Source organism: Paenibacillus sp., from assembly GCF_031177825.1.
Lineage (GTDB): Bacteria > Bacillota > Bacilli > Paenibacillales > YIM-B00363 > Paenibacillus_AE.
In genome coordinates this window covers 1-26962 of sequence record NZ_JAPSKE010000037.1, presented here as the reverse complement: position 1 = coordinate 26962, position 26962 = coordinate 1, and the positions used below count along the sequence as shown (strand labels likewise).

Below are 26962 nucleotides of genomic sequence, written 5' to 3'. Positions count from 1 at the left end.
ACATGAATTTGGTCCCTATGGTCGTGGAGCAGACGAACCGCGGCGAACGTGCTTATGATATTTACTCCCGGTTGCTGAAAGACCGCATAATTTTCCTGGGAACGCCGGTGAACGACGTCGTGGCGAACAGCATCATCGCCCAGCTGCTGTTCCTGGCTGCGGACGACCCGGAGAAGGACATCAGTTTATATATCAATAGCCCCGGCGGTTCGATCACGTCGGGCATGGCGATTTTCGATACGATGCAGTTCATCAAACCGGACGTCTCGACGATTTGCGTCGGCATGGCGGCGTCCATGGGCGCGTTCTTGCTCGCGGCCGGCGCTAAGGGCAAGCGCTACTCGCTCCCGAACGGCGAAGTGATGATCCACCAGCCGCTCGGCGGCGCCGAAGGGCAAGCGTCCGACATCGAGATCCGCGCGAAGCGCATTCTCAAGTTGCGCGACAAGCTGAACGGCATCTTGTCCGAGCGCACGGGCCAACCGCTGGAACGGATCGAGAAGGACACCGACCGCGACTACTTCATGTCGGCCGCGGAAGCGAAGGAATACGGCTTGATCGACAAGGTTATCGAGAAAATTCAATAATCGGGAAAACCTCTGCGTCGCTCCTCCGAGCGGGCAGGGGTTTTTATTAGCCTTGGGCATCCGCGGCCGCGAACGATTCCGCCGCCGCGGAGAGGTAATACGCCAATCCCGTTTGTTGGCCTTCTAACATCTTAAGATGAAAGTCATCGTTCAGAAAAAATCGAGTCTGCGCCGCAAAGTCTTGCGCGGACGTCCGGTGCCCCTGGCGATTCATAAACTCGAGATGGCATCGAATCAAATCCCCGACGACCCCGTCGCTGTGCTTAACGCCTACCCTTAAGCAATCCGCCATACGATTCATGAACGTCATGGCTTCGATCGCTTGCTCGTTCATGGCCTCCACGTCCGCCGGACCGACCGCGAGAGGCTCCGCCTCATACGCGTCGGCCTTGCCGCCGGCGCACGCGAAAAAGCCGCTCCGCCCTCCGGAAGAGGACGAAGCGGCTCGGTTTAACCCCTTATTGCATCTCGTACGTGACGCTGACCGTCGTCGTCACTTCCATCTCGCCCGGCTGCACCGACGTCGAGGCGCCGCCCGCATCCGCCGCGGACTCCGCCCGCGCCAACGGATAATATTGCGGCGGCGCGCTGTTGACGCTGCCGTGCTGGACGTGAAGGACGCCCTTCACCGAGCGGCCGGCCGCCTTCGCGATCGCGTCCGCCTTCAGCTTCGCGTTCGCCATCGCCTTCTCGATCGCTTGGATTTCGTAAGCGTCCGCCTTCTCCGTGCCGAATTGGATGCCGTTCACGCGGTTCGCGCCCGCCTTCGACACCGCGTCGAGCAGCTTGCCGATGCCGTTCAGGTCGCGGTACGACACCGTGAGCGTATGGTCGGCCGTATACCCTACGAGCGTCGATTGCCCCTTATCCGACCAATTGTATTCCGGCTGGACGTAGAAGCCGCTCGTCTTGATGTCCTTCGCCGCGATGCCGAATTGCTCCTTAAGCGCCTTCTCGACCGCCGCGAACGCCGTCGCGTTCGCCGTCTGCACCTCGTTCGCCGTCTTTCCCTTCGTCGACACGCCGAAGCTCACATACGCGATGTCCGGCTGGATCGCGATCGTGCCCTGCCCCGAAACCGAAATCGTCCGTTGCGCCGCCGCCGTCGTCTCCGCCGCCATCGCCGTGCCTCCCTTCGCCGAATCGACGATCGCCGGCCCGTACACCGGCGCCGCCGCCAACATCGCGCCCGCGATTCCCGCGATCGCCCACCGCTTCCACGTTGCCCCGTTCATCCGAAAAACCCCTTCCTCGTTCGAAAATGGTCTGAATGTTCAGATCTTATCCTTCTAGACGGAAAGTGCCGGATGAAGGTTGCCAAGCCGAAAAAGATTTTCGGCGTCGCAGGGGCCTATTCCGCCAACGTCATGATGACGGCGTCCCCCTCGGTGACGACGACCGTATGCTCGAACTGTACGACGAGGCTGTTGTCCGGCACGAGCAGCGCCCAGCCGTCGTCGCCTTCGTTCACGTTCGTCGCGCCCGTCGAGAGGAACGGCTCGATCGCGATGACGACGCCCTTCTTCAGCAGCCGCCGCTCCCGCGGATCCGGGTAGTTGAACACATGGCTCGGCTCTTCGTGCAGCTGCCGCCCGAGACCGTGTCCCGTCAAATTCCGGATGACGGTGTAGCCGTTGTTCTGCGCTTCTCGCAGCACGGCGCGACCGATCTCGCTCAGCTTGCCTCCCGCTTTCGCCTTGCCGATGCCGGCGAACAGCGCCCGCTCGCATGCGGCGAGAATGCGCAGCTTCTCCGCGTAAGGATGCTCCGGCGAGAAGCTCTTATACGCGTCCGGCTTCGTCCCGCACACCATCGTCGAGCCCGTATCCGAGTAGAAGCCGTCCAACACCGCCGATACGTCGACGTTGACCAAGTCGCCCGCTTTCAAACGGGTCTCCCCCGGAATGCCGTGCGCCACGCACTTGTTCACGCTGATGCACGTCGCGCCCGGGAAGTCGTACATCGTCTGAGGCCCCGAGACGGCGCCGTGCGCCTTCAGCACGTTCTCCCCGATGCGGTCCAACTCCAACGTCGTGACGCCCGGCTCCACCGCCGCCAGCATCGCCTCGCGCGCCGCCGCGACGGCCCGTCCCGCGCGACGAAGTCCGGCCCATTCCTGTTCCGAAGTAACGATCATTCGTCATTCCCTCCAGTTCGCTGAAAAAAGCTCCGTCTTCCAGTATATTCACCGGAATCGAAGCCGACGTTCGTCTCTATAAGTAAACTTTCCCGAAGTCGTTAGACCCGAAAAAAAGCTCCCGGATCCCGGAAGCCTCTTGACCTATTGATTTTCCAGTTCTTCCTTGCTGACCAATGCTACTAAAGCGTTTACAGCCTGCTCTGCGTCGGAGCCCTCTGCGCTTATGTGGATTTCCGTGCCGGAGCTGATCGCCAAACTCATGATACCCATGATGCTCTTCGCATTTACTTTCTTCTCATCCTTCTCGACAAACACCTCGGATGAAAATTTATTCGCTTCTTGCACGAATAGAGCCGCGGGTCTAGCGTGGAGACCGGTTTTTAGTTTCACGACCACTGGCTGTCTCGTCATTGGATTCGATATCCCCCTAACCGTAAATATACCATTACGCAACGGTTTACCACGAAGTTTTCATTATTATAGCACTTTTCCGACCCTTGCACTAGAATCAAACCGGGAAACGGCTTAATTTCTCAATTTTTCTGCCATTTCATCGATTTTTCGCAGTCTGTGATTGACCCCGGATTTGCTGACGCTGCCCTTCAGCATCGCGCCGACTTCCTTCAGGTTCAGGTCGGGATACTGCAGCCGAATGACCGCGACCTCGCGCAGCTTCTCCGGCAGACTGTCCAGGCCGACTTCTTGCTCCAGGAGCTTTATGTTCTCGATCTGCCGCACGGCGGCGCCGATCGTCTTGTTCAGGTTCGCGGTTTCGCAGTTGACGATCCGATTGACGGAATTGCGCATATCCCGCATGATCCGGACGTCCTCGAACTTCAGCAGCGCTTGGTGGGCGCCGATTACGCTGAGCATTTCGATGATTTTCTCGCCTTCTTTGATGTAAAGCACGTACCCTTTCTTCCGTTCGATGCAGCGAGCGTTCAAGTGGAACTTGTTGGCCAGCTCGCACAACGCGTCGCAATGCTCCTCGTACATGGAGGCGATCTCCAGATGGTACGACGATCCTTCCGGATTGTTGACCGAGCCTCCGGCGAGGAACGCCCCCCGCAAATACGAGCGGCGGCAGCAAGCATTCTTAATGATGTCCGGCTCGATGCCGGGCGTGAATTGAAACCCTTGGCCTTCCTTGATAATCTGGAGCGATCGAAGCAGCTCCTCGACTCCGGCCGGCACGCGAACCATATAGATGTTGTTCTTCTTGAGGCGCATCTTCTTGCGGACGAGCACCTCGGCATGCAGACGATACGTGCGCTTGAGCAGCGTGAAGATGCGCCGGGCGATCGCGGCGTTCTCCGTCGTGATGTCGAGGGCGATGCGGCCGCCCGCGATGCGCATCGACCCGTTCATGCGAATCAACGCCGACAGCTCGGCCTTCGCGCAGCACTCGTCCACTTCGATCATCGTTAGTTCTTTCTTCGTTTGGGCGGCGAATGACATTCTCGTCTCCCCTTCCGTCTCCCGTTTATTGACCGACCGCAAGCCGATAAATATGGTGGCTCAGCTTGTTCGCGTCGTGCCGCAGCACGCCTTGGAACAAGATCAGCTCGTCGGCGATCGTCCGGTAGCCGAGCGCCGCCAGCGTCTCGAGGTCGAGGCGCACGACGTCGGCTCCCTTCTCCGCGTACAAGCTGCGCACGCGGCGCGGGATGTCGCTATTATTGACGATGACGGTATCGAACAACGGACCGCCCACATGGCCGGCGATCGCGTTCACGTGATCCGCGACCGAATAGCCGTCGGTTTCCCCGGGCTGCGTCATGACGTTGCAGATGTACACCTTCGCCGCGTCGGAGGCGCGGATCGCGTCCGTAATGCCCGGCACGAGCAGGTTCGGAATGATGCTCGTGTACAAGCTTCCCGGACCGAGCACGATCGCGTCGGCTTCGCGAATCGCTTCGATCGCCTCCGGCAGCGGCTCCACGTCGGGCGGAAGCAGGGAGACGCGTTCGATGCGTCCGCCGTACTTCGTAATCTTCGATTCGCCTTCGACGACCGCGCCGTCCGCCATCTTGGCCGACAGCACGATGGAATCGTGCGAAGCCGGCAGCACGCTGCCCCGCACCGCAAGGACGCGGCTCAGCTCGCGGACGCCCGTGACGAAGTCGCCGGTGATGTCCCGAAGCGCTGCCAAAATTAAGTTACCCAAACTGTGCCCGGCCAATCCGGTACCGTTCGAGAAGCGATACTGCAGCATCTCGCTGAGCAGCGGCTCCGACTCGGCGAGCGCGCTGATCACGCTGCGGATATCGCCGGGGGGCGGCATCTGCAGCTCGTCGCGCAGGCGGCCGGAGCTGCCTCCGTCGTCGGCGACGGTGACGATCGCGGTAATGTCGACCGGCTTCTTCTTCAGACCCCGGAGCATGACCGAGAGCCCCGTGCCGCCGCCGATGACGACGACGCGGGGGTTCGCTTCGTCCTTCGCCGCAGGTGGGTTCATCAAGCGCCCCCCTCCCTTCTAATGTCTATCGCGGTCCGCGTCGCGATGGTTCACGCGAACCGACTCCGTCTCCGTGCCCGCGAACGCCTTGCCCAGATATTCCGCGATGGCGACCGAGCGGTGCTTGCCGCCGGTGCAGCCGATGCCGACGACGACCTGGCTCTTCCCTTCCTTGCGGTACTGCGGAATGAGGAAGTTCAGCATGTCGTGCAGCTTCGCTAAGAACGTCTGCGTGTCGTTCCACTTCATGACGTAGTCGTACACCTCTTGTTCCCGGCCCGTATTCGGGCGGAGGTGCTCCACGTAATGCGGATTCGGCAAGAACCTTACGTCGAAAATGAGGTCCGCGTCGATCGGCACGCCGTACTTAAACCCGAACGAGACGAAGTTCAACGACATCGCGTTCGTCTCGGCGTCCGTAAACCGCGTCGCGATTCGCTCCTTGAGATCCGCCGGCTTCAGGTTGCTCGTGTCGATCACCTGCGTCGCCATGCCCTTCAGCTCTTCCAGCAGCACGCGCTCGTTGCGGATGCCCTCGAGCGGCGCGCCCGTAGGCGCCAGCGGATGGCGGCGCCGGCTTTCCTTGTACCGCTGGACGAGCACCGAGTCGGTCGCGTCCAAATACAAGATTTCGAAGTGCACGGTGAAGTGGTTCTTCAGATCTTGCAGCGATTCGGACAGCGCCGTGAAAAACTCCCGGCCGCGCAAGTCGATGACGAGCGCCACCTTCCCGATGCGCCCCTGCGATTGCTCGATCAGCTCCGCGAATTTCGGGATGAGCACCGGCGGCAAATTATCGACGCAGAAGAAGCCCAGATCTTCCATGCTCTGAACGGCGATCGTCTTGCCGGCGCCGGACATGCCCGTAATGATCACGAGCTTCGCGGGCGCCGCCCTGTGCTGGGTTTGATTCGTCTCCATAGCGATCGTTCGCCTCCCTGCGGTTCATAGATTCGTTCGATCGGAAACGGAACGGCGCGACTTACAAGGCGCGCAGATGCAAGCCCGCGGCGCCTACGACGCCGGCGTCGTTGCCGAGCTCCGCCGGCACGATGTCGACGATCGCCCGCTGCGGCGTATACTTCGCGAATACTTCGCGCACCGCGTCGAACAAGATATCGCCGGCTTTCGCCACGCCGCCGCCGAGGATGAAGCGCTCCGGATTGACGATGACCGCCGTCGCGGCCATCGCCTTGCCGAGGTAGAAGGCGGCGCGCTTCACGATGCGCAGCGCGACTTCGTCGCCGGCCTTCGCCGCGTCGAACACGTCCTTCGCCGCGAGGCTCGGCAAATCCGCGAGCGTCGTCTTGTCGCCGCGTTCCACGGCGTCCTTCGCCATGCGGATGATGCCCGTCGCGGAAGAGACGGTCTCGACGCAGCCGTGTTGGCCGCAGCCGCATTGAATCGCTTCCATATCGGGCACGACCTGCACGTGGCCGAGCTCGCCCGCCATCCCGGAGAAGCCTTCGTAAATTTGTCCGCGGACGATGATGCCCCCGCCGACGCCCGTGCCGAGCGTGTACACGACGACGTTCTGGAGACCCCGGCCCGCGCCGCTCCACGCCTCGCCGAGCGCCGCGACGTTCGCGTCGTTGTTAATCTTCACCGGCTTGCCGAGCTTCTGCTCGAGAATCGCCTTCACCGGCACGTTCCGCATCGAAGGGAAATTCGCCGAGAAAATGACGACGCCCGTCGCGAAATCCATGAAGCCCGGAATGCCGACGCCGACGCCGGCGACGTCGTCCCAAGACGCATTGTTATCGTCCGCGATCCGGCGCACGTACGCGGCGATATTGTCTAGGATGACGTCGTTCCCGCTCTCGGTTCCCGTCGGTCCTTCATAGGTGTGTAACAGCTTCCCTTCCGCGTTGCAAATGCCTACCTTTACAGTCGTGCCGCCGATATCGACGCCTACATACAATGCTTGCGACATGCGGATCCCACCTCGTCACCGTTAATTATTCTGTACCTCACTATAAGGCAACCGCTCCGGGAGGTCAAGGCATCTTCCGGCCCTTGAGAAAGCGGAAAAACGCCGCCCGACCAAGGGTCGAGCGGCGCGAATCTATAGAGTGCTAGCATTATTTGGACAACGTTTCGCTCCAGTCATGCGCCGCATGCCCTTCGAGGAACCGCTCCGCGTCGAGCGCCGCCATGCAGCCGCTGCCCGCCGCCGTAATCGCTTGGCGGTACTTGTTGTCCTGCACGTCGCCGCAAGCGAAGACGCCCGGGATGTTCGTTTCGGACGTGCCCGGCTTCACCTGAATGTAGCCGACTTCGTCCGTATCGATCGCGCCGCCGAGGAACTTCGTGTTCGGCGTATGGCCGATCGCGACGAAGATGCCGTCCGTCTCGATGACTTCCTCTTCGCCCGTCTCGTTGTTGCGCACCTTCAGACCCGTTACGCCCTTCTCGCCGGCAACGACCTCAAGCGGCGTCTTGTTCAGCGCCCACTTGATCTTCTCGTTCCCGCGCGCGCGGTCCTGCATGATCTTCGAGGCGCGGAGCTCTTCGCGTCGATGCACGAGCGTCACCTGCGAAGCGAACTTCGTCAGGAACGACGCCTCTTCCATCGCCGAGTCGCCGCCGCCGACGACGATGATCTTCTTGCCGCGGAAGAAGAAGCCGTCGCAAGTCGCGCACGTGCTGACGCCGCGGCCTACGTTGTCCTTCTCCCCAGGGATGCCGAGGTATTTCGCCGAAGCGCCCGTCGAGACGACCAACGCTTCCGCCTGCAGCTCCCCGTGGCCTTCGACCTGCAGCGTGAACGGCCGCTTCGACAAGTCGACGCTGTTCACCCAGCCCGTCTTGAACTCCGCGCCGAACCGCTCGGCTTGCTTGCGCATGTTGTCCATGAGCTCGGGACCCATGATGCCTTCCGGGAAGCCCGGGAAGTTCTCGACCTCGGTCGTCGTCGTCAGCTGTCCGCCCGGCTCCGGTCCTTCGATAATAAGCGGGCTCATGTTCGCCCGCGCCAAGTAAATCGCCGCCGTCAGCCCCGCGGGGCCCGTACCGATAATAATGACTTTCCGCATACGTCTCTCTCCTCCAGTCCGATACCCGTTTAGAATTTAGAATGATTCTAAACAATGACTCTATCTTACAACTTTTCGCCGAAATTCGCAAAGATCGAATCCATCTTTTCGCGCAAGCCGCACGTTTCGTCGATTTGCTTCGCATGCTTGCTGACGGTCGTGATGGAGACGCCGTACCGCCGGGCCACGTCTTGGTACGACGCGGTTCTGCGGTGCATCTTCGCCGTCAAGTATTCGAGGGCGCCCGCCCAGCCTTCCTTCTTCGTCAACTTCGGAATAGCCGGATATGCGCGGGTCAGAAACTCCACCCACAGCGTCACCATGTCGAATTGCTGGATCATGTCGTATCGCGTCGACATCCGCACCATCGCCAGATCGATCACTTCTTGCCATTCGGCGTTCCAAACGGGCAGGTTCGGCGAGTAAACGTTCTTCTCGAACGCGACTTCCCGGCCGCCGATGAGGGCCTTGATCGGCCCCTTCACGCCCATGCTGCGAAGCGCGAATACGGATACATTCTTGACGTAATCGTCTTCGTTCGGATCGGACAGCAGCTCCGTCAGCGAGTCCGCCACCTCCGCGTCGCCGATCATGCCGTACGCCTGGATGACCTGCAGCTTCGTATCGCGATCGCCGTGGCGCAGCGCCCAGAAGAACGAGGAACGCAGCAGCGGATCGTTCCGCAGCCGCTCCGGCACGTACCCGGCCGCCTGCGCCCGCTGGAGCTGGCGGAGCTGCTCCTCGAACGGCAGGTGGTAATGGTAGCTGATCGTCATTTTGCCGTCCTTCGCGAGGCCGCTCTCGATCCGGTCCAGGACGTTCATATGGAACTTCGGAATGTCCGAGCCGGGATCGAGCTTCTCCGCTTGCTTCCAGAAGCGGCGCGCCTCCGCGTACCGGTCCAAATTGTAGCAGGCGACCGCCGCGTAATGGTACAGGCACACGTCGGCCTGCCCCGCTTCGGTCTTCAGCAGCCGGCGGAAGTGTCGCAGCGCCGAATCGTGGCGGCCGAGCACGCCCATCGTCGTCGCCAGCTTGAAGACGTGCTCCTGGTGGTACGGGACCGTCTTCTCGAGCAGCTCGACGAGCTCCTCGAGCGGTTCGCGTTCGCCTGCATGCTGCAGGAAGATCGCCAGATTGCAGAGGCCGTGCAGATTGCCGGGATCGATCGCGAGCACCTGCTTGACGGCCGCGAGCGCGTCCGTGAATCGTCCGACGTAATAATAAGCCAAGGCAAGATTATTATGCGCAGCGGAAAACTCCGGATGCATCCGGACCAAATTCTCGAGCAGCTTGATCGCTTCCGTGAATTTGCCTTCCTCGAGCATCGAACGAGCGCGGTCGTGCTCGACGAACCCCTCGCGGCTCTTGATTTTCGCGATCTTCATCGGGCGCTCCAGCTCGAAGCTGAGCAGCTCCATCATCTCTTCCGACTCGTCGAGGAACTGCCCGTTGGCGTCGTGCTCCAAATAGTGGACGAGCGCCTTCTCGGCCGACTCGAAGTCTTCCATGTTGGCGAAGTTGTTCGCCATATAGAAATAGCATTCCGTCATCGACGGGTCGACGCGGTCGACGATGTGCTTCAGCACGTCGTTGGACTCGCCGTATTTCCCCATCTCCGACAGGATGCCCGCCATATTGCAGTGATTGACCGGATTGTCCGGCTCGTATTCGACGGCGCGTCGGAAATACTTCAGCGCCTTGTCGTATTTGTATCGGTCCAGCGACTGTACCGCTCTTTCAAAAAAGAACGTCGCATCCATATGCAGAGGGATGACTTTACGTTTGGGGGCTAGATGCTTAGTCTTTTCCAAGTGCGATCGGCACCTCCGTCTTCACCGGTAGTTATAAGTCATGTCGAGTATAGCATAGTTTCCGCGGGGTCCGGTACCGCCTTTCGGCCTTGCCTGTCCGACTTTCCCCGCTTAGACGCCGCCGCTCTTGAACAACACCGAAATCGAGCCGCCCTCGTGGATGATCCGAATCGCGTCCGCGAGCAGCGGGGCGACCGAGCGTACCTTCACGTTCGGCGGCAGCGCGTCCGGCAGCGCGATCGAATCGGTGACGACCACCTTCGCGATGTTCGGATGCTCCATCCGGGCGATGGCCCCGTTCGAAAACACCGGATGCGTCGCGCAGATGATCGCGTCGCCGGCGCCCTTTTCCTTCAGGCCTTCGACGACGTTGATAATCGTGGAGCCCGTATCGATGAGATCTTCGATGATGATCGGCGTATGACCTTCGACGTCGCCGATAATATGCGTGATGACCGACTCGTTGTGCGTCGGGCGCTTCTTGATCATAATGGCGAACGACAAGTCGAGGTAGCCCGCCAGCTTCTCCGCCATCTTCGCGCGGCCGGCGTCCGGCGACACGACGATCGGGTTCGGCAGGTTCATGCCGCGAATTTCGTCGCTGATCAGATCGAGCGCGGTCAGATGATCGACCGGAATATTGAAGAAGCCTTGAATCGCCGGCGCATGCAGATCGATCGTCACGACGCGGTTCGCCCCGACCGTCGTCAGGATGTCCGCCACCATCTTCGCGCTGATCGGCTCCCGCGGCGCCGCTTTGCGCTCTTGACGGGCATAGCCGTAATACGGCAGCACGAGATTGACCGTGCGCGCGGACGCCCGCTTCGCCGCGTCGATCATGACCATCAGCTCGACCAGATGCTCGTTGATCGGATGGGACAGCGATTGCACGAGGTATACGTCGCAGTTGCGGATCGTCTCCTCGTAATGCACGTAGATCTCTCCGCTCTTAAACCGGGCGAGCTTGATTCGACCCAATTCGACGCCGAGCTCTGCGCACATCGCCTCCGCCAGCTTCGGGTTCGACGACCCGCTAAACACCTTCACTCGATCGCTATGCAACAGCATCCTCGCCAAGTCCCCCTTACGATATTTCGCAACGTTTATGATCTATAAGTGAATTGTACCATGAAAAGGCTCTAATAAAAAAACCTTACATCCGGCTTGCGGCCGGACGTAAGGCTTTTTATTTTTTGTGACGGCGTTCCAGCTCCTGCAGCACTTCGTCCAACGGCAGCTTCTGCTCCTGGAGCAGGACGAGCAGGTGGAAGATCAGGTCGCTGGCTTCGTAGCGCAGCTCGTCCGCGCTGCGGTTTTTCGCCGCGATAATGACCTCGGCCGCTTCCTCGCCGACCTTCTTAAGAATTTTGTCGACGCCCTTGTCGAACAAGTACGTCGTATAGGCGCCTTCCGGCATGTCCTTCTCCCGTTGGGCGATCGTCCGCTCCAGCGAGTCGAGAATCGCGAATCGATGAGCGCTCGGCGTCAGCGGCGTCTCGACCGCTTGCGCCTCCCGCTCGAAGCACGTCGTCGCGCCCGTGTGGCACGCCGGACCGGCCGGGATCACTTCGATGAGCAGCGTGTCCCCGTCGCAGTCGAGCTTGACGCTCGCGATGCGCTGCGTATTGCCGGACGTCGCGCCCTTATGCCACAGCTCGTTCCGCGAACGGCTCCAGAATACGGTCTCGCCCTTCTCGGCCGAAAGCCGGAACGATTCCTCGTTCATATACGCCATCATCAGCACTTGCTTCGTGCTTGCGTCCTGTACGATCGCCGGCACGAGCCCGCGTTCGTCCCACTTAATTTGAGCCGCGAGCTCTCTTAGAGGCACGAATACCGTGGTTCCCGCGTTTGCCGCTTGTTCCATCATCGAACTTCCACTCCTTTACCGAACAAATAGCCCTTCACCTGATCGATCGACATCTCTTTATAATGGAAGATCGTCGCGGCCAGCCCCGCGTCCGCCTTCCCTTGCGTGAACACGTCCGCGAAGTGCTCGACGCGGCCCGCTCCGCCCGAGGCGATGACCGGGATGCCGACCGCTTCGGATACCGCCCTCGTCAACGGCACGTCGAAGCCGTCTTTCGTTCCGTCCGCGTCCATCGACGTCAACAGCAGTTCGCCGGCGCCGAGCATCTCGGCCTCCTGCGCCCACTCGATCGCCCGCTTGCCGGTCGGCTTCCGCCCGCCGTGGGTGTACACCTCCCAGGTGCCCCACTCGGGGTTGAAGCGCGCGTCGATCGCGACGACGATGCATTGGCTGCCGAACTTGCGAGCGCCGTCCGTAATGAGCTGCGGATTCAGCACCGCCGCGGTGTTGATGCCGGTCTTGTCCGCGCCGGCGCGCAGCAGCCGCTTCATGTCGTCGACCGACGAGATGCCGCCGCCGACCGTGAACGGGATGCCGATTTCGCCGGCCGTCTGCTTTACGACGTCGACCATCGTCGCGCGGCCTTCGTGCGACGCCGAGATGTCGAGGAACACAAGCTCGTCGGCGCCTTCGCGGTCGTAGAGCGCGGCCAGCTCGACCGGATCGCCCGCGTCGCGCAGGTTGACGAAGTTGACGCCCTTCACGACGCGGCCGTCCTTCACGTCGAGACACGGAATAATGCGTTTCGCTAACATGGTTGTTCGTTCTCCCCCTTGGGCCGATCGGCCGCCGCCTATCGCGCGCCTTCGCTATCGCACCAGGCGATCACGTCGCGATACGGCAGCTGCCCGCCGAAAATATCGAGCGCGCTGCCGATCGTAATGTCGAGCCGGCCGCCCGTGATGTCGCGGAACCGTTCGAGGTCGGCGAGCGACCTGGCGCCGCCGGCGTACGTCGTCGGAATCGTCGTCCACTCCGCCAAGCTTGCCGCGAGCTTCTCCTGCACGCCTTCGCGCTTGCCTTCGACGTCCACGGCGTGAATGAGAAACTCGTCGCAATACGCTTCCAATTCCGCCATGTTCGCCGCGTTCACTGCGAAGTCGCTGAACGTTCGCCATTGATTCGTGACGACGAAATATTTGCCGTCCCGCTCCTTGCAGCTCAGATCGATGACGAGGCGCTCCTTGCCGATCCTCGCGACGATTTTGTCCAGGTGGTCCCGGTTCAGCTTGCCGTCTTGGAAAATGTACGAAGTGACGATGACATGCGACGCGCCGAGCGCGAGGTAGCGTTCCGCGTTGTCCTCGCGGATGCCTCCCCCGATTTGCAAGCCGCCGGGATAGGCGCGCAGCGCTTCCTCCGCCGCCTGCTCGTTGCCGGCGCCCAGCATGATAATGTGGCCGCCGGTCAAGCCGTCTTCCTTATACATGGACGCGAAGTGCCCGGGCGATTGCGTCGAGACGAAATTTTCCACGACTTGCGCCGGATCGGCCTGCAGCGTCTCCCCGACGATCTGCTTCACCTTGCCTTGATGAATATCGATACACGGTCTGAATTTCACGGTGGTTTATCCTTTCGCCGGTTTCGCCGCGCTAAGCTTCAAGAAGTTGCCGAGGAGACGCATGCCGAGGTCGCTGCTCTTCTCCGGATGGAACTGCATGCCGAAGACGTTCCCCCGCCCGACGATCGCCGACACCTCGCCATAATAATCCGCCGTCGCGAGCAAGTCGCTCCGTACGTCCGGGATGACCCGGTACGAGTGCACGAAGTAGGCGTGGCCGCCGTCGATCCCGTCGAGAATGGGGCTGTCCTGCAGCTTCGTCAGCCGGTTCCAGCCCATATGCGGCACTTTGAACGGCCCCTTGAACCGCTCGACGCGTCCGGGGAGCAGATTCAGCCCCATATGCGTGCCGTGTTCCTCGCTTTCCGTAAAGAGCAGTTGCATCCCGAGGCAGATGCCGAGCAGCGGAAGTCCGCTCTCCGCGACACGGCCGATCGTGGCGTCCAGTCCGGATTCGCGGATGAGCTCCATCGCATCGCCGTAAGCGCCGACGCCGGGCAGGATGACGCCTTCCGCCGCAAGGATCGCCGCCGGATCGGCCGTCACGACCGCCGCGGCGCCGAGCCGCTCGACCGCCTTGCCGACGCTGTGCAGGTTGCCCATGCCGTAATCGATAATGGCGATATAACTCATCCGTTACAGTACCCCCTTGGTCGAGGGCACCCCCTGCACGCGCGGATCGATCGACGTCGCTTCGTCGAGCGCCCGGCCGAGCGCCTTGAACACCGCTTCGATCATGTGGTGCGTGTTGCGACCGTAGTGCACGATGACGTGCAGCGTAATGCGCGACTCGAGCGCCAGCTTCCACAGGAACTCGTGCACGAGCTCCACCGTGAACGTACCGACCGTCGCCGCCGGGAACTCGCCCTTCAGCTCGAAGTGCGGCCGCCCGCTAATGTCGATGACGACTTGCGCCAGCGCCTCGTCCATCGGCACGAAGACGCTCGCGTACCGCTTAATTCCGCGCTTGTCGCCGAGCGCTTCCTTCAGCGCCGCGCCGAGGCAGATGCCGATGTCCTCGACCGTGTGGTGGTCGTCGATGTCGACGTCGCCGCGCGCTTCGACGCTCAGGTCGAATTGGCCGTGCTTCGCGAATAGGTCGAGCATATGGTTGAGGAACGGGACGTCGGTTTCCAGCTTCGACGTTCCCGCTCCGTCCACTGCGAACGACAGCGTAATATCCGTTTCATTCGTCTTGCGGGCGATGTCCGCCCTCCGCGCTTCTGCTGCCATGTTGGTTTGCCCCCGTTCGTTAGTTGAATCTATCCGTACCGCGCGCCCTAGTCGGAGTTTCTCCGACTATTCGCCTCGCTCCGCGTCCAGCCGCACCTGAATCGCGCGCGCGTGCCCCTCGAGCCCCTCGCGCCGCGCCAGCGTCATGATGCGGTCCCCGTTCTCGAGCAGCGCTTCCCGGCTGTACGAGATCAGGCTGGACCGCTTCAGGAACGTGTCGACGCCGAGCGGCGAGAAGAACCGCGCCGTCCCGTTCGTCGGCAGCACGTGATTCGGGCCCGCGAAGTAGTCGCCGACCGACTCCGCGCTGTACGGCCCGAGGAAGATCGCGCCCGCGTTCTCGATGCGCCCGACCCAACCGAGCGGGTCCGCGACCAGCAGCTCGAGATGCTCCGGCGCGAGCCGGTTGCTGATCGCCGCGGCCTCGTCCAGCGACGACGTCAGCAAGATCGCCCCGTGCCGGCGAATCGACTCCGCCGCGATGTCGCGCCGCGGCAGCGTCTCGAGCTGGCGCTCGACCTCCGCCTGCACCGCCTCGGCTAAGGCGCGAGACGGCGTCAGCAGCACCGCCGACGCCATCTCGTCGTGCTCCGCCTGCGACAGCAAATCCGCCGCCGCGTAAGCGGCGTTAGCCCCCTCGTCGGCGATGACGACGATCTCGCTCGGCCCGGCGATCGAGTCGATATCGACGACGCCGTAGACGAAGCGCTTCGCCAGCGCAACGTAGATGTTGCCCGGTCCGACGATCTTGTCGACCGCGGGAATCGTCTCGGTGCCGTACGCGAGCGCCGCGATCGCCTGCGCGCCGCCGACGCGGTACACCTCCGTCACGCCCGCCTCCGCGGCCGCGACCAGAATGTACGGGTCGATTCCTTCCTTGCCGCCCGTCGCCGGAGGCGTCGTCATGACGATCTCCTTCACGCCCGCCACCGAAGCCGGGATAATGTTCATCAGCACCGACGACGGATACGCCGCCTTGCCGCCGGGCACGTACACGCCTACGCGCGCGAGCGGCCGGATCAACTGCCCGAGCGTCGTGCCGTTCGGCTGCGCGTCGATCCACGACTGCTTCCGCTGCTTCTCGTGGTACGCGCGAATGTTGACCGCCGCGGCGCGGATCGCCTCGAGGAAGTCTTCGTCGACCGAGGCGTACGCCCCGGCGATCTCCTCCGCCGTCACCCGCAGCCGATCCGCCGTCAGCGTCACGCCGTCATGCTCGGCGGTCAACGCGAGCACCGCGCGGTCGCCCTCCAGACGCACGCGCTCGACGATGTTGCGGGCGACGGTTTGCTGTTCTTCGTTTTCGTGATCGATCCGCCGGTCGAGCTGAAACTCGTTCGGACGCAAAATGCGTAAATTCATCTCGTAAGCCTCCTCTACGCGCGCACCGCGATCGCCGTCGACAGCCGGTCGCACAGCGATTGCACCGCTTCGCTCTTCATTCGGTAGCTGACCCGGTTCGCGATCAGGCGGCTGGTGATGTCGAACATCTTCTCCATCTCCACCAGACCGTTCTCCCGCAGCGTCGTCCCGGTCTCCACCATGTCGACGATCCGGTCGGCGAGTCCGATCAGCGGCGCCAGCTCGATCGAGCCGTTCAGCTTGATCACCTCGACCTGCTGCCCCCGCTCGCGGAAGTACTTCGACGCCACGACCGGATACTTCGTGGCTACGCGCGGATGCAGCGTCGGCTTCCAATCCGGCAGCCCGATGACCGACATTCGGCAGCGCGCGATGCCGAGATCGAGCAGCTCGTAGACGTCGCGGTTATCCTCGACCAAGACGTCCTTCCCGACGATGCCGAGATCGGTGACGCCGTATTCCACGTACGTGGGCACGTCGACCGGCTTCGCCATAATAAATTCCATCCGCAGCTCCGGCACCGGAATGATCAGCTTGCGCGAATCGTCGAGATCCTCGGGCAAGTCGAGACCCGCTTCCCGGAACAGCGCCGCCGCCTTCTTATAGATCCGCCCCTTGGGCATCGCGATTCGCAGCAAATCCTCGCTCATGTCCCGCTCCCCCTTCTTATCCGAACGTGACGACCCGATCGTACGTCGAGCCCTGGAATTCCGCGGCGCCTTCGCCGGGCGGCGGAAGCTCCGCCGAATCGGCCACGCGCACCGTCGTCACCGACACGTCGCCGCCCGAGCCGCGAATCGCTCCGGCCTGACGAAGCGCTTCCTCCCGCGCGTCGCTCGTATACGCGACCAGCACGCGTTCGGTTCGCGCCGCCGCGCCCGCGTCGTTCGCCGCGACGTACTCCAGAATGCGATTCGTCTTCAGCGAGAAGCCCGTCGCCGGAGCCGGCCGCCCGAACTGGCCTAGTAAATTGTCGTACCGACCGCCGCTCAGCACGGGGAAGCCCAAGTCCGACGCGTATCCCTCGAAGGTCAGTCCCGTGTAATAGTTGAAATCTCCCGTCATCGTGAGATCGATTAAGACGTCGGCTACGGCGTCGTAAGCGCTCAGTACCGCCCACACCTCGCACAGATGGCGGATCGCCGCCTGCGCCGTAGGACTCGCCGACAACGACAACGCCTGGTCGCATACCTCCCGGCCGCCGCGCAGCCGCAGAATGCCTTCCAGCTCGACCCGCACCGATTCCGGCAGCTCGAGGCCGCGCAGCGCCTCGCGGTAACCGACGTAATCCCGCCGCAATAGATGATCCTTCAGCGCTTCCTGCGCCTCGACCCGGCCCGGCAGCGTCTCCTCGAACAGGCCGTGCAGAAAGCCGACGTGGCCGAGCGCGACCCGGAACTTCCGGACGCCGGCCGCCTTCAGGCACGCGATCGACAGCGCGATCGCCTCCGCGTCCGCCTCCGCGCTCGCGTCGCCGACCAGCTCTACGCCCGTCTGGAAAAACTCCGAGTTGCGCCCCGCTTCCTCCTCGATCGCGCGAAACACGTTCGCATGGTACGCGAGGCGAATCGGCAGCGGTCGATCTCGAAGCAGCGACGAGACGACGCGCGCGATCGGCGCCGTCATATCGGACCGCATGACGAGCGTCGTCCCCCAGCGGTCTAACAGCTTGAACAGCTTCTTATCGCTCGTCGCGCTCGCCACGCCGACCGTATCGTAAAACTCCAACGTCGGCGTCATGATTTCCCGATACCCCCAACGGCGCATGCAGGCCATGACGTTCGTCTCGATGCGGCGCAGCCGCTCCACCGCTTCGGGCAAATAGTCCGTTACGCCGACCGGCTTCTCGAACACCTTCGGTTTAGACAAGTGGTCTCCTCCTCGCATCCCGTCTCTATCTCGCGCAATCGCCTGATGCGGCGATATAACCCACATGATTCTTTATCACATTAAAGTGCTACCATATTAGCAAGCGAAAGCGTTACTACGTACTATATCACGCGTCATGGGAGGCGTCAATCCGCCGATTTCGGATCGATTGACCGCCTCGTCCTCAGAAAACCCGCGGTACGCCGGCTCCTGCCTCAACGCCTTCCTCTGTCAATCCGCTTGATCCGTCCCTCCCGGAGGGGCGTCTTCTTTCGACGACGCCGAGCCCAGCGTCCGCAGCGGATTGCCCCCGACGAACGCGCCGGGCGCTACATCCTTATGAACGACGGATCCCGCCGCCACGACCGCCCCGTCCCCGATCACGACGCCGGGCAGCACGGTGCAGTTCGCGCCGATCATCACCTCGTCGCCGATCACGACGTCTCCCAAGCGATACTCCTTGATCAAGTATTCATGCGTCAAGATCGTCGTGTTATAGCCGATGACGCAGTTGCGCCCCACCTGAATCCGCTCCGGGAAGAACACGTCCGGCATGACCATCAGCGCGAACGACGTCTTCTCCCCTACCCGCATGCCCAGCACGCGCCGGTACATCCAGCGCTTGACGGCCAGCAGCGGCATGTATCGGGAAATCTGAATAAAAACAAAATTCCGCACGGCTTTAGCGAAGCTCACCGTGCGGTACACATGCCATAACGCGTTCGCCGCCCCCGAAGGGGCGGGATATCGCTCTAACCGTCTCATTCGCGTTCGACCTCCGCCACGCCGACGATGGCAAGCAGCTCTCTGATGTCGTCGATCCAATAGTCCGGCTCGCAGCGCATCAGATCTTCCTTGCTCTTAATCGACCAGCCGACGGCGACGGACCGAACGCCCGCCGCGCGAGCCGCCAGCAAATCTCCCGAGCTGTCCCCGACCATGAGCGCCGTCTCCGCGTCGACGCCCATCGCGGCGAGCGCCTTCAGCACCGGCTCCGGATGCGGCTTCGCGTGCTCGACGTCGTCGAGCGAGACGATCGTCTCGATAAACTCCGCCATGCCGCACAGCGCCAGCCCCATCTCCGACGTCTTGCGAATCTTCGTCGTAACGACGCCCATTCGCACGCCGACCGCCCGAAGCGCGGCCATCACCTCGCGGGCGTGCGGGAAGCCCTGAACGAGTTCGTCGTGATGCGCCCAGTTGTACTCGCGGTACAAGCCGATCAGCTCCTCGACCTCCTCGTCGGTCGTTACGCCCGCCGTCTCGCGGAACATGTCGTGCAGCTTCCCGCCCATGTACGGGGTCAGCCGCTCGCGCGTGACCATCGGCCAGCCCTTCCGCTCCCACGCGTGCTCGAAGGAGCGAAAGATCAGCTCGTTCGTATCCAGGATCGTGCCATCTAAATCAAACAGTACCGTTCGGATCATGCGGTTCCTTACGCTCCCGTCTCTCTTCCGTAGTCGCTTCCTCCGATGCCGACGCCGGCGCCGCCGTCTCGGGCGCGCCCGCCGGTGCCGACGCCGACGCTTTCGTCGACACGATCGGGTCCGAATATCGTTCCTTCGCGTAGCCCGCCGCCCGGCGGTAGAAGATCAAGGCGATCGCGCCGATGACGAGCAAGACGGCCACCAGCTGCGAAATGCGAATGTTGCCGTAATCCATCTTGCCCGGCGGGGCCAGAAGCAGCATCGGGGACCAGAGCCCCTCGAGCAGATTTTCCAGCCACTTCGGCCCCGTGAACGCCAAGGAATCCGTCCGCAGCCCTTCGATGAAAAACCGCCCGATCGAATACCAGATGAAGTATCCGAGCAGCAGCTCGCCGGAGCGGACGATCGGGAGCCGCCGCAGCCCGAACAACAGCAGCAGGCCGGCGACGTTCCATACCGATTCATAAAGGAACGTAGGATGTCGATACACTTCGTCGATGTACATCTGATTGACGATGAAGTTCGGCAGATGCAGCGCGTCGCGCAGGAACCCTTCCGTCACCGGACTGCCATAGGCTTCTTGGTTCACGAAGTTGCCCCAACGCCCGATCGCTTGTCCGGCGATCAAGCTCGGCGCGCAAATATCCGCGATGCGCCAGAAGCTGTAGCCCTTACGCCGGATATAGAGGAAGCCCGCGACCAACGCGCCGATGAGCGCCCCGTAGATGGCGATGCCGCCCTCCCAAATTTTAAAGATCGCGATCGGATCGTCTTTGTAATCCTGCCATCGGAACGCTACGTAGTACAGCCGAGCGGCGATGACGGAGGACGGAACGCCGATGAGCAGCAGGTCCATGAAGAAGTCCGGGATGATACCGAACCGTTTGCCCTCTCGGACGGCCAACGCCAGACCGACCAGCGCCGCGGTCCCGAGGATAATGCCGTACCAATGTACCGTGAGCGGCCCGATCGCGAACGCGATCGGGTCCAGCGCCAATGAATGAATCATGAACCGTCCTCCTCCGTTATTCCACCTCGTCGAAGTCTTCCGCGATCGTCTCGGTGAGGCGATTCGTGAACTGCTGCGCGGCGTTGTAGCCCATCCGCTTCAGCCGGTAATTCATCGCCGCCACCTCGATAATGACCGCTAGATTTCGTCCGGGACGAACCGGAATCGTGACGAGCGGCAGATCCGTGTCGATGATGCGGGTCTTCTCTTCGTCCAAACCGAGACGGTCGTATTGCTTGTCCTGCTGCCAGTTCTCCAGCCGCGCGACGACGGAAATTTTCTTGAAGTTGCGCACGGCGCCGGCGCCGAACAACGTCATGACGTTAATGATGCCGAGGCCTCGAATTTCCAGCAGATGCCGGATGAGATCCGGTGCGTTGCCGTGCAGCTCGTTATCGGCCGTCTGCCGAATTTCCACCGCGTCGTCCGCGACGAGCCGGTGGCCGCGCTTCACGAGCTCGAGCGCCGTCTCGCTCTTCCCGATGCCACTCGTGCCGGTAATCAGCATGCCGACGCCGTAGATGTCGACCAATACGCCGTGAATCGTCGTCGACGGGGCGAGTCGGTTTTCCAAATATCCCGTCAACCGGCTGGCGAACATCGTCGTCGTCATCGTTCCGCGCAGCAGCGGAATGCCGTGCGTCTCCGCCGCCTCGATCAATTCTTGCGGCACGTCCAGGCCCCGCGTCACGAGCAGGCACGGCGTCTCTTCCTGACATAGCACCTCCGCCCGCTCGCGGCGCATGCTCTCCGACAACGTCTCGAAGAAGCTCAGCTCCGTCATGCCCAGCAGCTGCACCCGTTCCTTCGCGTAGTAATTCGAATACCCTGCAAGCACCAATCCCGGCCGATGCAGATCGGCAACCGCGATCGGCCGTTTCAGCCCGTCCTCGCCGGCCAACACTTCCAGACCGAAATGTTTGACCAGATCGGCCGCTTTCACTTTTTTCGCCATAGATGAACGTCTCCCATTTACGCACAGTTGACTTCTTTCCCCATCGTATCGGAAACCTATGGCGAAATCAACCAAACCGCGGCCGCGTCGAACCATTCTTGCGAACGCGAGCCTCGGGATATAAAAAAGAAGTCGCCCCTCTCGGGACGACTTCTTTATCGAAATTCTTACAAGAATACGTTCTTTTCCGTTTCCTTGTCGAAGATGTGCGCTTTGTTCATGTCGAACGCGAGACGGAGGTTCGAACCTTCCTTCACGCCCGCACGGCCGTCGACGCGAGCGATGATCGACTCGGTGCCGATGCCAGCGAGGTAGAGGAACATCTCGTGACCAAGGTTCTCGGCGACTTCGACGTTCGCGTTCACGATGCTGTTCGGGGACGCCTCGAGGAAGATCGGCTCTTGGTGGATGTCCTCCGGACGAACGCCGAACACGACGTCTTTCCCTACGTAACCCTTCTCGCGAAGCGTCTTCGCGCGGCCTTCCGGGAATACCACGTTCACGCCGTTCGCCTTGAAGCGAACTTCGCCGCTTTCATCGACAAGCTTGCCTTGGATGAAGTTCATCGACGGCGAACCGATGAAGCCTGCTACGAACATGTTCACCGGGTAGTTGTACACTTCTTCCGGCGTAGCGGCTTGCTGAATGAAGCCGTCCTTCATAACGACGATCCGGCTGCCCATCGTCATCGCTTCCGTCTGGTCGTGCGTTACGTAGACGACCGTCGTCTCGAGGCGCTTGTGCAGCTTCGAGATCTCGGCGCGCATCTGTACGCGGAGCTTCGCGTCCAAGTTGGAAAGCGGTTCGTCCATCAGGAACACTTGCGGTTCGCGGACGATCGCGCGGCCCAAGGCGACACGTTGGCGCTGACCGCCGGAGAGAGCCTTCGGCTTACGCTCGAGCAAGTGCTCGATGTCGAGGATCTTCGCCGCTTCGCGGACGCGCTTGTCGATGTCGGCTTTCTTGAACTTCCGAAGCTTCAAGCCGAATGCCATGTTTTGATATACGTTCATGTGCGGGTAGAGGGCGTAGGACTGGAATACCATCGCGATATCGCGATCTTTCGGAGCGACGTCGTTCACGACGCGGTCGCCGATGTACAGCGTGCCTTCCGAGATCTCTTCCAAGCCTGCGATCATACGAAGCGTCGTAGATTTGCCGCAGCCGGACGGACCGACGAGAACCAAGAATTCTTTATCTGCGATGTCCAAGTGGAAATCGGTAACGGATGCTGTTTCGGAACCCGGGTATTTTTTATAAACGTGCTCTAAGCGTACTCCTGCCATGATCAGTAGTCCCCCTAACACATATTGTTGAAACTTGATATGTTCATTCTACCTCAGGCGGGGGAGGACGACTATGCACAAGGTTTACAAAAAATCTATTTCCTTTTCGTTACTTTATACAAGAGAAGCGCCAAACGCACGAGTACCGCATGTTCGAAGTCCCGGACGTCCATGCCCGTCTCTTGCTTGAACTTGTCGAGCCGGTACAACAACGTATTCCGATGAATGTATAAGCGCTTCGCGGTATCGCTGACGTTGCAGTTCTCTGTGAAGAACGCTTCCAGCGTCTGCAGCATCTCGGGATCGAACGATGGCTCCGCGCGCCGCAGCACGCCTTCCAGAAATCTGTTCTTCGCCCGCTTCGGCACCGCGTCGAGCAAGGTCTCGAGCCGCAGCTCCCAAGGCAAGTGAATATTGGAGGATTGCCGAAAGTTTCTCCCCAACTCGAGCGTCTCGCGCAGCGTCGCGACCGTGTGCACGAGCGAACCCGCCGGGGAAAAGGGGTACGTCGTCGCCACATGACACTCGCCGACCCATTCGCTGGCCGCCATATCCTGCAAGCCCGACGCCAGCGCGGACAGCGCCTCCTCGACCGACTCTTCCTCGCCTTCCCGTTCTTCGGACAACAGCGACGCGTCCGCCAAAATCAACCACATCTTATTATGTAACGGGATGAGCGCGACCTCCGCCTCGAAGAACGTCTTCAGCAGCTTCTTCAGGTCGGCGTAGGAGCTTGAAGGCAGCCGCTCCGGATAATCCCCGTAGACGAGCAGCGGCACCTTCGATCCCACAAGCATCGACCAGCGCACGAACGAATCCGGCAAGTCGGCGTCTTGATCGCCCTGCTCCAGCCGCTCCACGATCCAATCCGCCAGCGCCGCAGCCAGCCGCTCGTCGTCCGTTCCGCCGCCTCCCGGCTTCGATTCGGGCCGGGGGCCGTTTTCCAACAAGAGCTCTACCAGCTTTCGTTCCGATGCCGTCAGTTCGCCGTGGACGACGAGCGTCGCGCCCGCGGCCGCGAACGCCTCTCCCCGGACCGCTTCTCCGTGATCCTTCTGCGCCGTTACTTTCTTCCCGAAGATCGTCTCTAGTTTACTCCGCAGCTGCTCCAGTTCCATCCTCGTCTCCTCAGCCTGTCCGTTTTTCCTTATTGTAGCACAGTCAACCGAGGGTTAAGAGCAAAAGGATCGAAAGGAGCGAAAATACGGCCCCGACCAAATAAAGGAAAGAGACGGTCTGTCTCTGATTCAACCCCCAGTGGAGCAGGCTATGATGCGTGTGCAGCTTGTCCGCACGATGCAGCCCTTTGCCCGAGAGCAGTCTTCTTGAAAATACGATCGCCGTATCCATAATCGGGACGCCGACCGCGAGCAGCGGCACGAACAGCGACAGCGCCGCCGCGCTCTTGAACGCCCCGTCGACCGCGATGACGGCGAGCGCGTAGCCGAGGAAGGTCGCGCCGGCGTCGCCCATGAACATTTTCGCAGGGTAGAAGTTGTACGCCAGAAAGCCGAGCGCCGCTCCGGCGACGACCGCCGCCGCCGCCGCGGACGGCCCCTGCCCCTTGAGCAGCGCCACGGCCAGCAGCGTGAGCGAAGAGATGACCGCGATGCCGGAAGCCAAGCCGTCGACCCCGTCGATGAAATTCATCATGTTGATCAAAGCGAACACCCACAACATCGTCGCAAGAACGCTCCATCCGCCCCCGAACATCCACATGCCTTCGCCGCCGAAGCGGACGCCCGCGATTTCGATGCCGAACCACACCGGGATCGAGGAGACGATCGTATAGACGACGATACGAGGCCATACCGGGAACTCCTTGCCCTTCGTCTTGTATGCGTCGTCGACCAGCCCTACGGCCATCAGCGCGCCGCCGCCGTAGACGATCGACGCCGTCAGCGGCGTCCAACCGATGAATGCATAGAAGGCCGCGACGCAGCCTAAGAAGATCGCCACTCCGCCCATGAGCGGGATCGGCGTCCGGTGAATTTTCCTAGGCGCGGGCCGATCCACGAACCCCCAGCGCATCGCGGCGAGGCGAATCGGCGGGACTAAGCAGTAAACCGTTCCGAGCGCGGTCAACAACGCGATGGCGTAACGCACGTCGATCCCCCCTTTTTCGTACTCGTAGGGTATCCCGGAATGGATTGCGCCAATAGCGGAAATAATTAGGTCCATCGAAAAAGGAGGCTGGTCCCTTGCGATTCGCCTACGGAACCGAAGAATTGACAGTTACCTGGCCGTTCTCCGAGCCCGAGGTCCTCTCGTACCGAACCCCGGCCGTCGAGGGTGCCGACGCGGACGCGTTGCTCCGTCGGGCGCTTCGCTCGCCTATCGACTCCCCGTCGCTGCCGGAGCTGGCCGCGGGCCGGCGCGACGCGGTCATTCTCGTCAGTGATGTCACGCGCCTTAGTCCGACGGCGTCGTTCCTTTCGCTGCTGCTCGACGCGCTGAACGAGGGCGGCATACCCGACGAACGAATCCGCGTCGTCGTCGCGCTCGGGACGCACCGCGCCCAGACCGCGGACGAGCTGCTCGGTATCGCCGGCGAAACGGCGTTCAAGCGAGTGCTCGTCGAGAATCATTCCGCCGCTTCGGAGGACTGTATCTTCGTCGGCACGACCGCGTTAGGCACCCCGATCGAGTTGAACCGCAAGGTAGCGGAAGCGGATCTTCGCATCGCCACCGGCAACATCGAGCCGCATCGACTCGTCGGCCTGTCCGGCGGGTGCAAGGCGCTCTTCCCGGGCGTCGCCTCCGCCGCTTCGATCGAACGGCATCACGGGTTGTCGCAGCGGTATCGCGCCGTTCCCGGTTTCGCCGACAACCCGCTGCACCGCGACATCGAAGAAGCGTGCGCCATGGTTCCGATCCACTTCCTCTATAACGTGGTCGCCGATCATCGACGTCGCGCGCTGGCCGCGTTCGCGGGTCATCCAGGGGAAGCGCATCGCCGAGGGGCCGTCTTCGCTCGCGATCAGTTCTTGATCTCCGGCGAACGCAAGTACGACGTCGTCGTCGCCTCCGCGGGCGGCTACCCGAAGGATATGCAGCTGTACCAAGCGATTAAGTCGTTAGAAAATGCCGCCGCCTTCGCGAAGCCCGGAGGCAGTATTCTGCTCATCGCACGGTGTCAGGAATTATACGGGAACGGCACATTCCTAGAATGGGCCGAGACGCGCATCGATCGCGAGCGCGCCGTTCGCGAACTAGAGGAGCGATTCGTGCTCGGCGCCCATAAGCTGCGGATTCTGCATCGGGCGCTTCAGAAGCATCGAGTATTTCTCTACTCCGACATCCCTCGTCCGTTAGCCGAATTGCTCGGTTTCCGGACGGTGTCCGATCTTCAGCTCTGGATCGACGAAGCGGCGCGCCGCGGAGAGTCCATGGCGGCGATGCCGTGCGCTTCGTTAACGTTCCCCGACCTTTCAGCTCGTGACAACGACAGAGGTTTTCAAGTATAATCTTCTCCAGAGTGGAGGGATAAAGATGAATCATTTAGAATCGATCTTGGAGCACAATCGGGAATTCGTCGAGGAGAAGAAGTATGAGCAGTACTTGACGGATAAATTCCCCGACAAAAAGATGGTCGTTCTCACCTGCATGGACACCCGTCTCATCGACCTGCTGCCGCGCGCGATGAACCTGCGCAACGGGGACGCGAAAATCATCCGCAATGCGGGAGCGATCGTCACCCAGCCGTTCGGCAACATTATGCGAAGCATCCTGGTCGCATTGTACGAGCTCAATTCGTCGGAAGTGTTCGTCGTCGGCCACCATGAATGCGGCATGACCGGATTGAACGCGGGCAACATCATCGAGAAAGCGAAGGCGAGCGGCGTTCCCGAAAATACGATCCAGACGCTCCGCAACGGCGGCATCGATCTGGAACGATGGCTCACGGGCTTCGACAACGTCACGCAAGGCGTTATGAAGAGCGTACAAATCATTAAGAACCATCCGCTGCTTCCCGCCGGCGTTCCGGTGCATGGCCTTATCATTCATCCGGAGACCGGTAAGCTCGACGTATTGGTGAACGGTTACGACGAATAAAGAAAAAAAGCGTTTCTTCTAAAAGAAGAAACGCTTTTGCTTTGTTAAAGTAGGTCGGATAAGGTGGTGGGGGATGATGGATTCGAACCACCGAACTCGTAAGAGAAGAGATTTACAGTCTCCCGCGTTTGGCCACTTCGCTAATCCCCCATGGGGTAAATCGACATTGCTTTGAAAATGGTGGCTTGGGACGGAATCGAACCGCCGACACATGGATTTTCAGTCCATTGCTCTACCGACTGAGCTACCAAGCCGTAAAAAATGGCGGAGCCGACGGGATTCGAACCCGCGGTCTCCTGC

Annotated in this window: 29 protein-coding genes and 2 tRNA genes; 3 read left to right on the top strand and 28 right to left on the bottom strand. The window is 61.4% G+C overall.

Going from position 1 to position 26962, the window contains the following annotated elements; all coding sequences use genetic code 11:
• Window positions 1–2: 2 nt before the first annotated feature.
• A complete protein-coding gene (gene clpP, locus RIN49_RS26255; protein WP_309123099.1) occupies window positions 3–587 on the top strand; it encodes an ATP-dependent Clp endopeptidase proteolytic subunit ClpP in 585 nt (194 codons plus the stop codon).
• A gap of 46 nt (window positions 588–633) precedes the next feature.
• On the opposite strand, the gene RIN49_RS26250 is transcribed toward clpP, so the two are convergent.
• The 26 genes from RIN49_RS26250 to RIN49_RS26125 all read right to left on the bottom strand — a co-directional run bounded on the left by RIN49_RS26250 (window position 634) and on the right by RIN49_RS26125 (window position 24712).
• A complete protein-coding gene (locus tag RIN49_RS26250; RefSeq protein ID WP_375295293.1) occupies window positions 634–921 on the bottom strand; it encodes a hypothetical protein in 288 nt (95 codons plus the stop codon).
• 124 nt (window positions 922–1045) lie between these two features.
• On the bottom strand, window positions 1046–1822 hold the full coding sequence (locus RIN49_RS26245) for an SIMPL domain-containing protein (RefSeq protein ID WP_309123079.1): 777 nt from the start codon (window positions 1820–1822) through the stop codon (window positions 1046–1048).
• Between the two features lie 116 nt (window positions 1823–1938).
• On the bottom strand, window positions 1939–2724 hold the full coding sequence (map, locus tag RIN49_RS26240) for a type I methionyl aminopeptidase (protein ID WP_309123078.1): 786 nt from the start codon (window positions 2722–2724) through the stop codon (window positions 1939–1941).
• A 144-nt stretch (window positions 2725–2868) separates the two neighbouring features.
• Entirely contained in the window at window positions 2869–3138 is a 270-nt protein-coding gene (locus tag RIN49_RS26235) for an HPr family phosphocarrier protein (RefSeq protein WP_138197319.1), read from the bottom strand.
• 114 nt (window positions 3139–3252) lie between these two features.
• Window positions 3253–4185 carry a DNA-binding protein WhiA gene (gene whiA, locus RIN49_RS26230; RefSeq protein ID WP_309123077.1) on the bottom strand — a complete coding sequence of 311 codons (933 nt, stop codon included), beginning with the start codon at window positions 4183–4185 and terminating at the stop codon, window positions 3253–3255.
• Window positions 4186–4210: 25 nt separating this feature from the next.
• Complete coding sequence (locus RIN49_RS26225; RefSeq protein WP_309123098.1) at window positions 4211–5185, bottom strand: gluconeogenesis factor YvcK family protein; 975 nt, start codon at window positions 5183–5185, stop codon at window positions 4211–4213.
• An 18-nt stretch (window positions 5186–5203) separates the two neighbouring features.
• Window positions 5204–6106: an RNase adapter RapZ gene (gene rapZ, locus RIN49_RS26220; RefSeq protein WP_309123076.1), complete on the bottom strand. Its 903-nt coding sequence runs from the start codon at window positions 6104–6106 to the stop codon at window positions 5204–5206.
• A 61-nt stretch (window positions 6107–6167) separates the two neighbouring features.
• Window positions 6168–7118 carry an ROK family glucokinase gene (locus tag RIN49_RS26215; RefSeq protein ID WP_309123075.1) on the bottom strand — a complete coding sequence of 317 codons (951 nt, stop codon included), beginning with the start codon at window positions 7116–7118 and terminating at the stop codon, window positions 6168–6170.
• Between the two features lie 148 nt (window positions 7119–7266).
• Complete coding sequence (gene trxB, locus RIN49_RS26210) at window positions 7267–8220, bottom strand: thioredoxin-disulfide reductase (RefSeq protein WP_309123074.1); 954 nt, start codon at window positions 8218–8220, stop codon at window positions 7267–7269.
• A 65-nt stretch (window positions 8221–8285) separates the two neighbouring features.
• On the bottom strand, window positions 8286–10034 hold the full coding sequence (locus tag RIN49_RS26205; RefSeq protein WP_375295292.1) for a tetratricopeptide repeat protein: 1749 nt from the start codon (window positions 10032–10034) through the stop codon (window positions 8286–8288).
• A 111-nt stretch (window positions 10035–10145) separates the two neighbouring features.
• Window positions 10146–11102 (bottom strand): ribose-phosphate diphosphokinase, encoded by a 957-nt coding sequence (locus RIN49_RS26200; RefSeq protein ID WP_375295291.1) that lies wholly within the window; start codon window positions 11100–11102, stop codon window positions 10146–10148.
• Window positions 11103–11220: 118 nt separating this feature from the next.
• Window positions 11221–11901 (bottom strand): bifunctional phosphoribosyl-AMP cyclohydrolase/phosphoribosyl-ATP diphosphatase HisIE, encoded by a 681-nt coding sequence (gene hisIE, locus RIN49_RS26195; RefSeq protein ID WP_375295290.1) that lies wholly within the window; start codon window positions 11899–11901, stop codon window positions 11221–11223.
• Entirely contained in the window at window positions 11901–12659 is a 759-nt protein-coding gene (gene hisF, locus RIN49_RS26190) for an imidazole glycerol phosphate synthase subunit HisF (RefSeq protein WP_309123072.1), read from the bottom strand. The genes hisIE and hisF overlap by 1 nt, the downstream gene beginning before the upstream one ends.
• A gap of 38 nt (window positions 12660–12697) precedes the next feature.
• Complete coding sequence (gene hisA, locus RIN49_RS26185) at window positions 12698–13465, bottom strand: phosphoribosylformimino-5-aminoimidazole carboxamide ribotide isomerase (RefSeq protein ID WP_309123071.1); 768 nt, start codon at window positions 13463–13465, stop codon at window positions 12698–12700.
• A gap of 6 nt (window positions 13466–13471) precedes the next feature.
• On the bottom strand, window positions 13472–14098 hold the full coding sequence (gene hisH / locus RIN49_RS26180) for an imidazole glycerol phosphate synthase subunit HisH (RefSeq protein ID WP_309123070.1): 627 nt from the start codon (window positions 14096–14098) through the stop codon (window positions 13472–13474).
• A gap of 3 nt (window positions 14099–14101) precedes the next feature.
• Entirely contained in the window at window positions 14102–14698 is a 597-nt protein-coding gene (hisB, locus tag RIN49_RS26175; protein ID WP_309123069.1) for an imidazoleglycerol-phosphate dehydratase HisB, read from the bottom strand.
• 66 nt (window positions 14699–14764) lie between these two features.
• Window positions 14765–16060 carry a histidinol dehydrogenase gene (gene hisD, locus RIN49_RS26170; RefSeq protein WP_309123068.1) on the bottom strand — a complete coding sequence of 432 codons (1296 nt, stop codon included), beginning with the start codon at window positions 16058–16060 and terminating at the stop codon, window positions 14765–14767.
• 14 nt (window positions 16061–16074) lie between these two features.
• Complete coding sequence (gene hisG / locus RIN49_RS26165) at window positions 16075–16710, bottom strand: ATP phosphoribosyltransferase (protein ID WP_309123067.1); 636 nt, start codon at window positions 16708–16710, stop codon at window positions 16075–16077.
• 16 nt (window positions 16711–16726) lie between these two features.
• A complete protein-coding gene (locus RIN49_RS26160; RefSeq protein WP_309123066.1) occupies window positions 16727–17929 on the bottom strand; it encodes an ATP phosphoribosyltransferase regulatory subunit in 1203 nt (400 codons plus the stop codon).
• Between the two features lie 231 nt (window positions 17930–18160).
• Window positions 18161–18694: an acyltransferase gene (locus RIN49_RS26155; RefSeq protein ID WP_309123065.1), complete on the bottom strand. Its 534-nt coding sequence runs from the start codon at window positions 18692–18694 to the stop codon at window positions 18161–18163.
• The gene (ppaX, locus tag RIN49_RS26150; RefSeq protein WP_309123064.1) at window positions 18691–19356 is read right to left on the bottom strand and encodes a pyrophosphatase PpaX; all 666 of its coding nucleotides are present in this window, start codon (window positions 19354–19356) and stop codon (window positions 18691–18693) included. Before ppaX ends, RIN49_RS26155 begins: the two co-directional genes overlap by 4 nt.
• Window positions 19334–20365 (bottom strand): prolipoprotein diacylglyceryl transferase, encoded by a 1032-nt coding sequence (gene lgt / locus RIN49_RS26145; protein WP_309123063.1) that lies wholly within the window; start codon window positions 20363–20365, stop codon window positions 19334–19336. The genes ppaX and lgt overlap by 23 nt, the downstream gene beginning before the upstream one ends.
• Window positions 20366–20381: 16 nt before the next feature.
• Entirely contained in the window at window positions 20382–21320 is a 939-nt protein-coding gene (gene hprK, locus RIN49_RS26140) for an HPr(Ser) kinase/phosphatase (RefSeq protein ID WP_309123062.1), read from the bottom strand.
• A gap of 167 nt (window positions 21321–21487) precedes the next feature.
• Window positions 21488–22606, bottom strand: a complete 1119-nt coding sequence (locus tag RIN49_RS26135) for an ABC transporter ATP-binding protein (RefSeq protein WP_138197336.1) — start codon at window positions 22604–22606, stop codon at window positions 21488–21490.
• Window positions 22607–22701: 95 nt separating this feature from the next.
• The gene (locus tag RIN49_RS26130) at window positions 22702–23724 is read right to left on the bottom strand and encodes a PucR family transcriptional regulator (RefSeq protein ID WP_309123061.1); all 1023 of its coding nucleotides are present in this window, start codon (window positions 23722–23724) and stop codon (window positions 22702–22704) included.
• A gap of 43 nt (window positions 23725–23767) precedes the next feature.
• Window positions 23768–24712, bottom strand: a complete 945-nt coding sequence (locus RIN49_RS26125) for an MraY family glycosyltransferase (RefSeq protein ID WP_309123060.1) — start codon at window positions 24710–24712, stop codon at window positions 23768–23770.
• A 95-nt stretch (window positions 24713–24807) separates the two neighbouring features.
• On the opposite strand from RIN49_RS26125, the gene RIN49_RS26120 reads away from it, so the two are divergent.
• Window positions 24808–26073, top strand: a complete 1266-nt coding sequence (locus tag RIN49_RS26120) for a nickel-dependent lactate racemase family protein (RefSeq protein ID WP_309123059.1) — start codon at window positions 24808–24810, stop codon at window positions 26071–26073.
• A gap of 25 nt (window positions 26074–26098) precedes the next feature.
• A complete protein-coding gene (locus tag RIN49_RS26115; protein WP_309123058.1) occupies window positions 26099–26662 on the top strand; it encodes a beta-class carbonic anhydrase in 564 nt (187 codons plus the stop codon).
• A gap of 64 nt (window positions 26663–26726) precedes the next feature.
• On the opposite strand, the gene RIN49_RS26110 is transcribed toward RIN49_RS26115, so the two are convergent.
• Window positions 26727–26812: transfer RNA gene (locus RIN49_RS26110), tRNA-Tyr, on the bottom strand.
• Between the two features lie 28 nt (window positions 26813–26840).
• Window positions 26841–26916, bottom strand: a tRNA-Phe gene (locus RIN49_RS26105).
• Window positions 26917–26962 lie beyond the last annotated feature (46 nt).

What these genes read in the sequence shown, in the direction of transcription:
- hprK (WP_309123062.1), bottom strand. Translation starts at nt 21,320, where the DNA reads ATGGCGAAAAAAGTGAAAGCGGCCGATCTGGTCAAACATTTCGGTCTG.
- map (WP_309123078.1), bottom strand. Translation starts at nt 2,724, where the DNA reads ATGATCGTTACTTCGGAACAGGAATGGGCCGGACTTCGTCGCGCGGGA.
- trxB (WP_309123074.1), bottom strand. Translation starts at nt 8,220, where the DNA reads ATGCGGAAAGTCATTATTATCGGTACGGGCCCCGCGGGGCTGACGGCG.
- lgt (WP_309123063.1), bottom strand. Translation starts at nt 20,365, where the DNA reads ATGATTCATTCATTGGCGCTGGACCCGATCGCGTTCGCGATCGGGCCG.
- RIN49_RS26200 (WP_375295291.1), bottom strand. Translation starts at nt 11,102, where the DNA reads ATGCTGTTGCATAGCGATCGAGTGAAGGTGTTTAGCGGGTCGTCGAAC.
- clpP (WP_309123099.1), top strand. Translation starts at nt 3, where the DNA reads ATGAATTTGGTCCCTATGGTCGTGGAGCAGACGAACCGCGGCGAACGT.
- RIN49_RS26135 (WP_138197336.1), bottom strand. Translation starts at nt 22,606, where the DNA reads ATGGCAGGAGTACGCTTAGAGCACGTTTATAAAAAATACCCGGGTTCC.
- RIN49_RS26215 (WP_309123075.1), bottom strand. Translation starts at nt 7,118, where the DNA reads ATGTCGCAAGCATTGTATGTAGGCGTCGATATCGGCGGCACGACTGTA.
- hisH (WP_309123070.1), bottom strand. Translation starts at nt 14,098, where the DNA reads ATGAGTTATATCGCCATTATCGATTACGGCATGGGCAACCTGCACAGC.
- RIN49_RS26245 (WP_309123079.1), bottom strand. Translation starts at nt 1,822, where the DNA reads ATGAACGGGGCAACGTGGAAGCGGTGGGCGATCGCGGGAATCGCGGGC.
- RIN49_RS26225 (WP_309123098.1), bottom strand. Translation starts at nt 5,185, where the DNA reads ATGAACCCACCTGCGGCGAAGGACGAAGCGAACCCCCGCGTCGTCGTC.
- hisG (WP_309123067.1), bottom strand. Translation starts at nt 16,710, where the DNA reads ATGAGCGAGGATTTGCTGCGAATCGCGATGCCCAAGGGGCGGATCTAT.
- RIN49_RS26155 (WP_309123065.1), bottom strand. Translation starts at nt 18,694, where the DNA reads ATGAGACGGTTAGAGCGATATCCCGCCCCTTCGGGGGCGGCGAACGCG.
- hisD (WP_309123068.1), bottom strand. Translation starts at nt 16,060, where the DNA reads ATGAATTTACGCATTTTGCGTCCGAACGAGTTTCAGCTCGACCGGCGG.
- RIN49_RS26130 (WP_309123061.1), bottom strand. Translation starts at nt 23,724, where the DNA reads ATGGAACTGGAGCAGCTGCGGAGTAAACTAGAGACGATCTTCGGGAAG.
- hisIE (WP_375295290.1), bottom strand. Translation starts at nt 11,901, where the DNA reads ATGGAACAAGCGGCAAACGCGGGAACCACGGTATTCGTGCCTCTAAGA.
- RIN49_RS26235 (WP_138197319.1), bottom strand. Translation starts at nt 3,138, where the DNA reads ATGACGAGACAGCCAGTGGTCGTGAAACTAAAAACCGGTCTCCACGCT.
- ppaX (WP_309123064.1), bottom strand. Translation starts at nt 19,356, where the DNA reads ATGATCCGAACGGTACTGTTTGATTTAGATGGCACGATCCTGGATACG.
- hisB (WP_309123069.1), bottom strand. Translation starts at nt 14,698, where the DNA reads ATGGCAGCAGAAGCGCGGAGGGCGGACATCGCCCGCAAGACGAATGAA.
- whiA (WP_309123077.1), bottom strand. Translation starts at nt 4,185, where the DNA reads ATGTCATTCGCCGCCCAAACGAAGAAAGAACTAACGATGATCGAAGTG.
- RIN49_RS26115 (WP_309123058.1), top strand. Translation starts at nt 26,099, where the DNA reads ATGAATCATTTAGAATCGATCTTGGAGCACAATCGGGAATTCGTCGAG.
- rapZ (WP_309123076.1), bottom strand. Translation starts at nt 6,106, where the DNA reads ATGGAGACGAATCAAACCCAGCACAGGGCGGCGCCCGCGAAGCTCGTG.
- hisF (WP_309123072.1), bottom strand. Translation starts at nt 12,659, where the DNA reads ATGTTAGCGAAACGCATTATTCCGTGTCTCGACGTGAAGGACGGCCGC.
- RIN49_RS26250 (WP_375295293.1), bottom strand. Translation starts at nt 921, where the DNA reads ATGAACGAGCAAGCGATCGAAGCCATGACGTTCATGAATCGTATGGCG.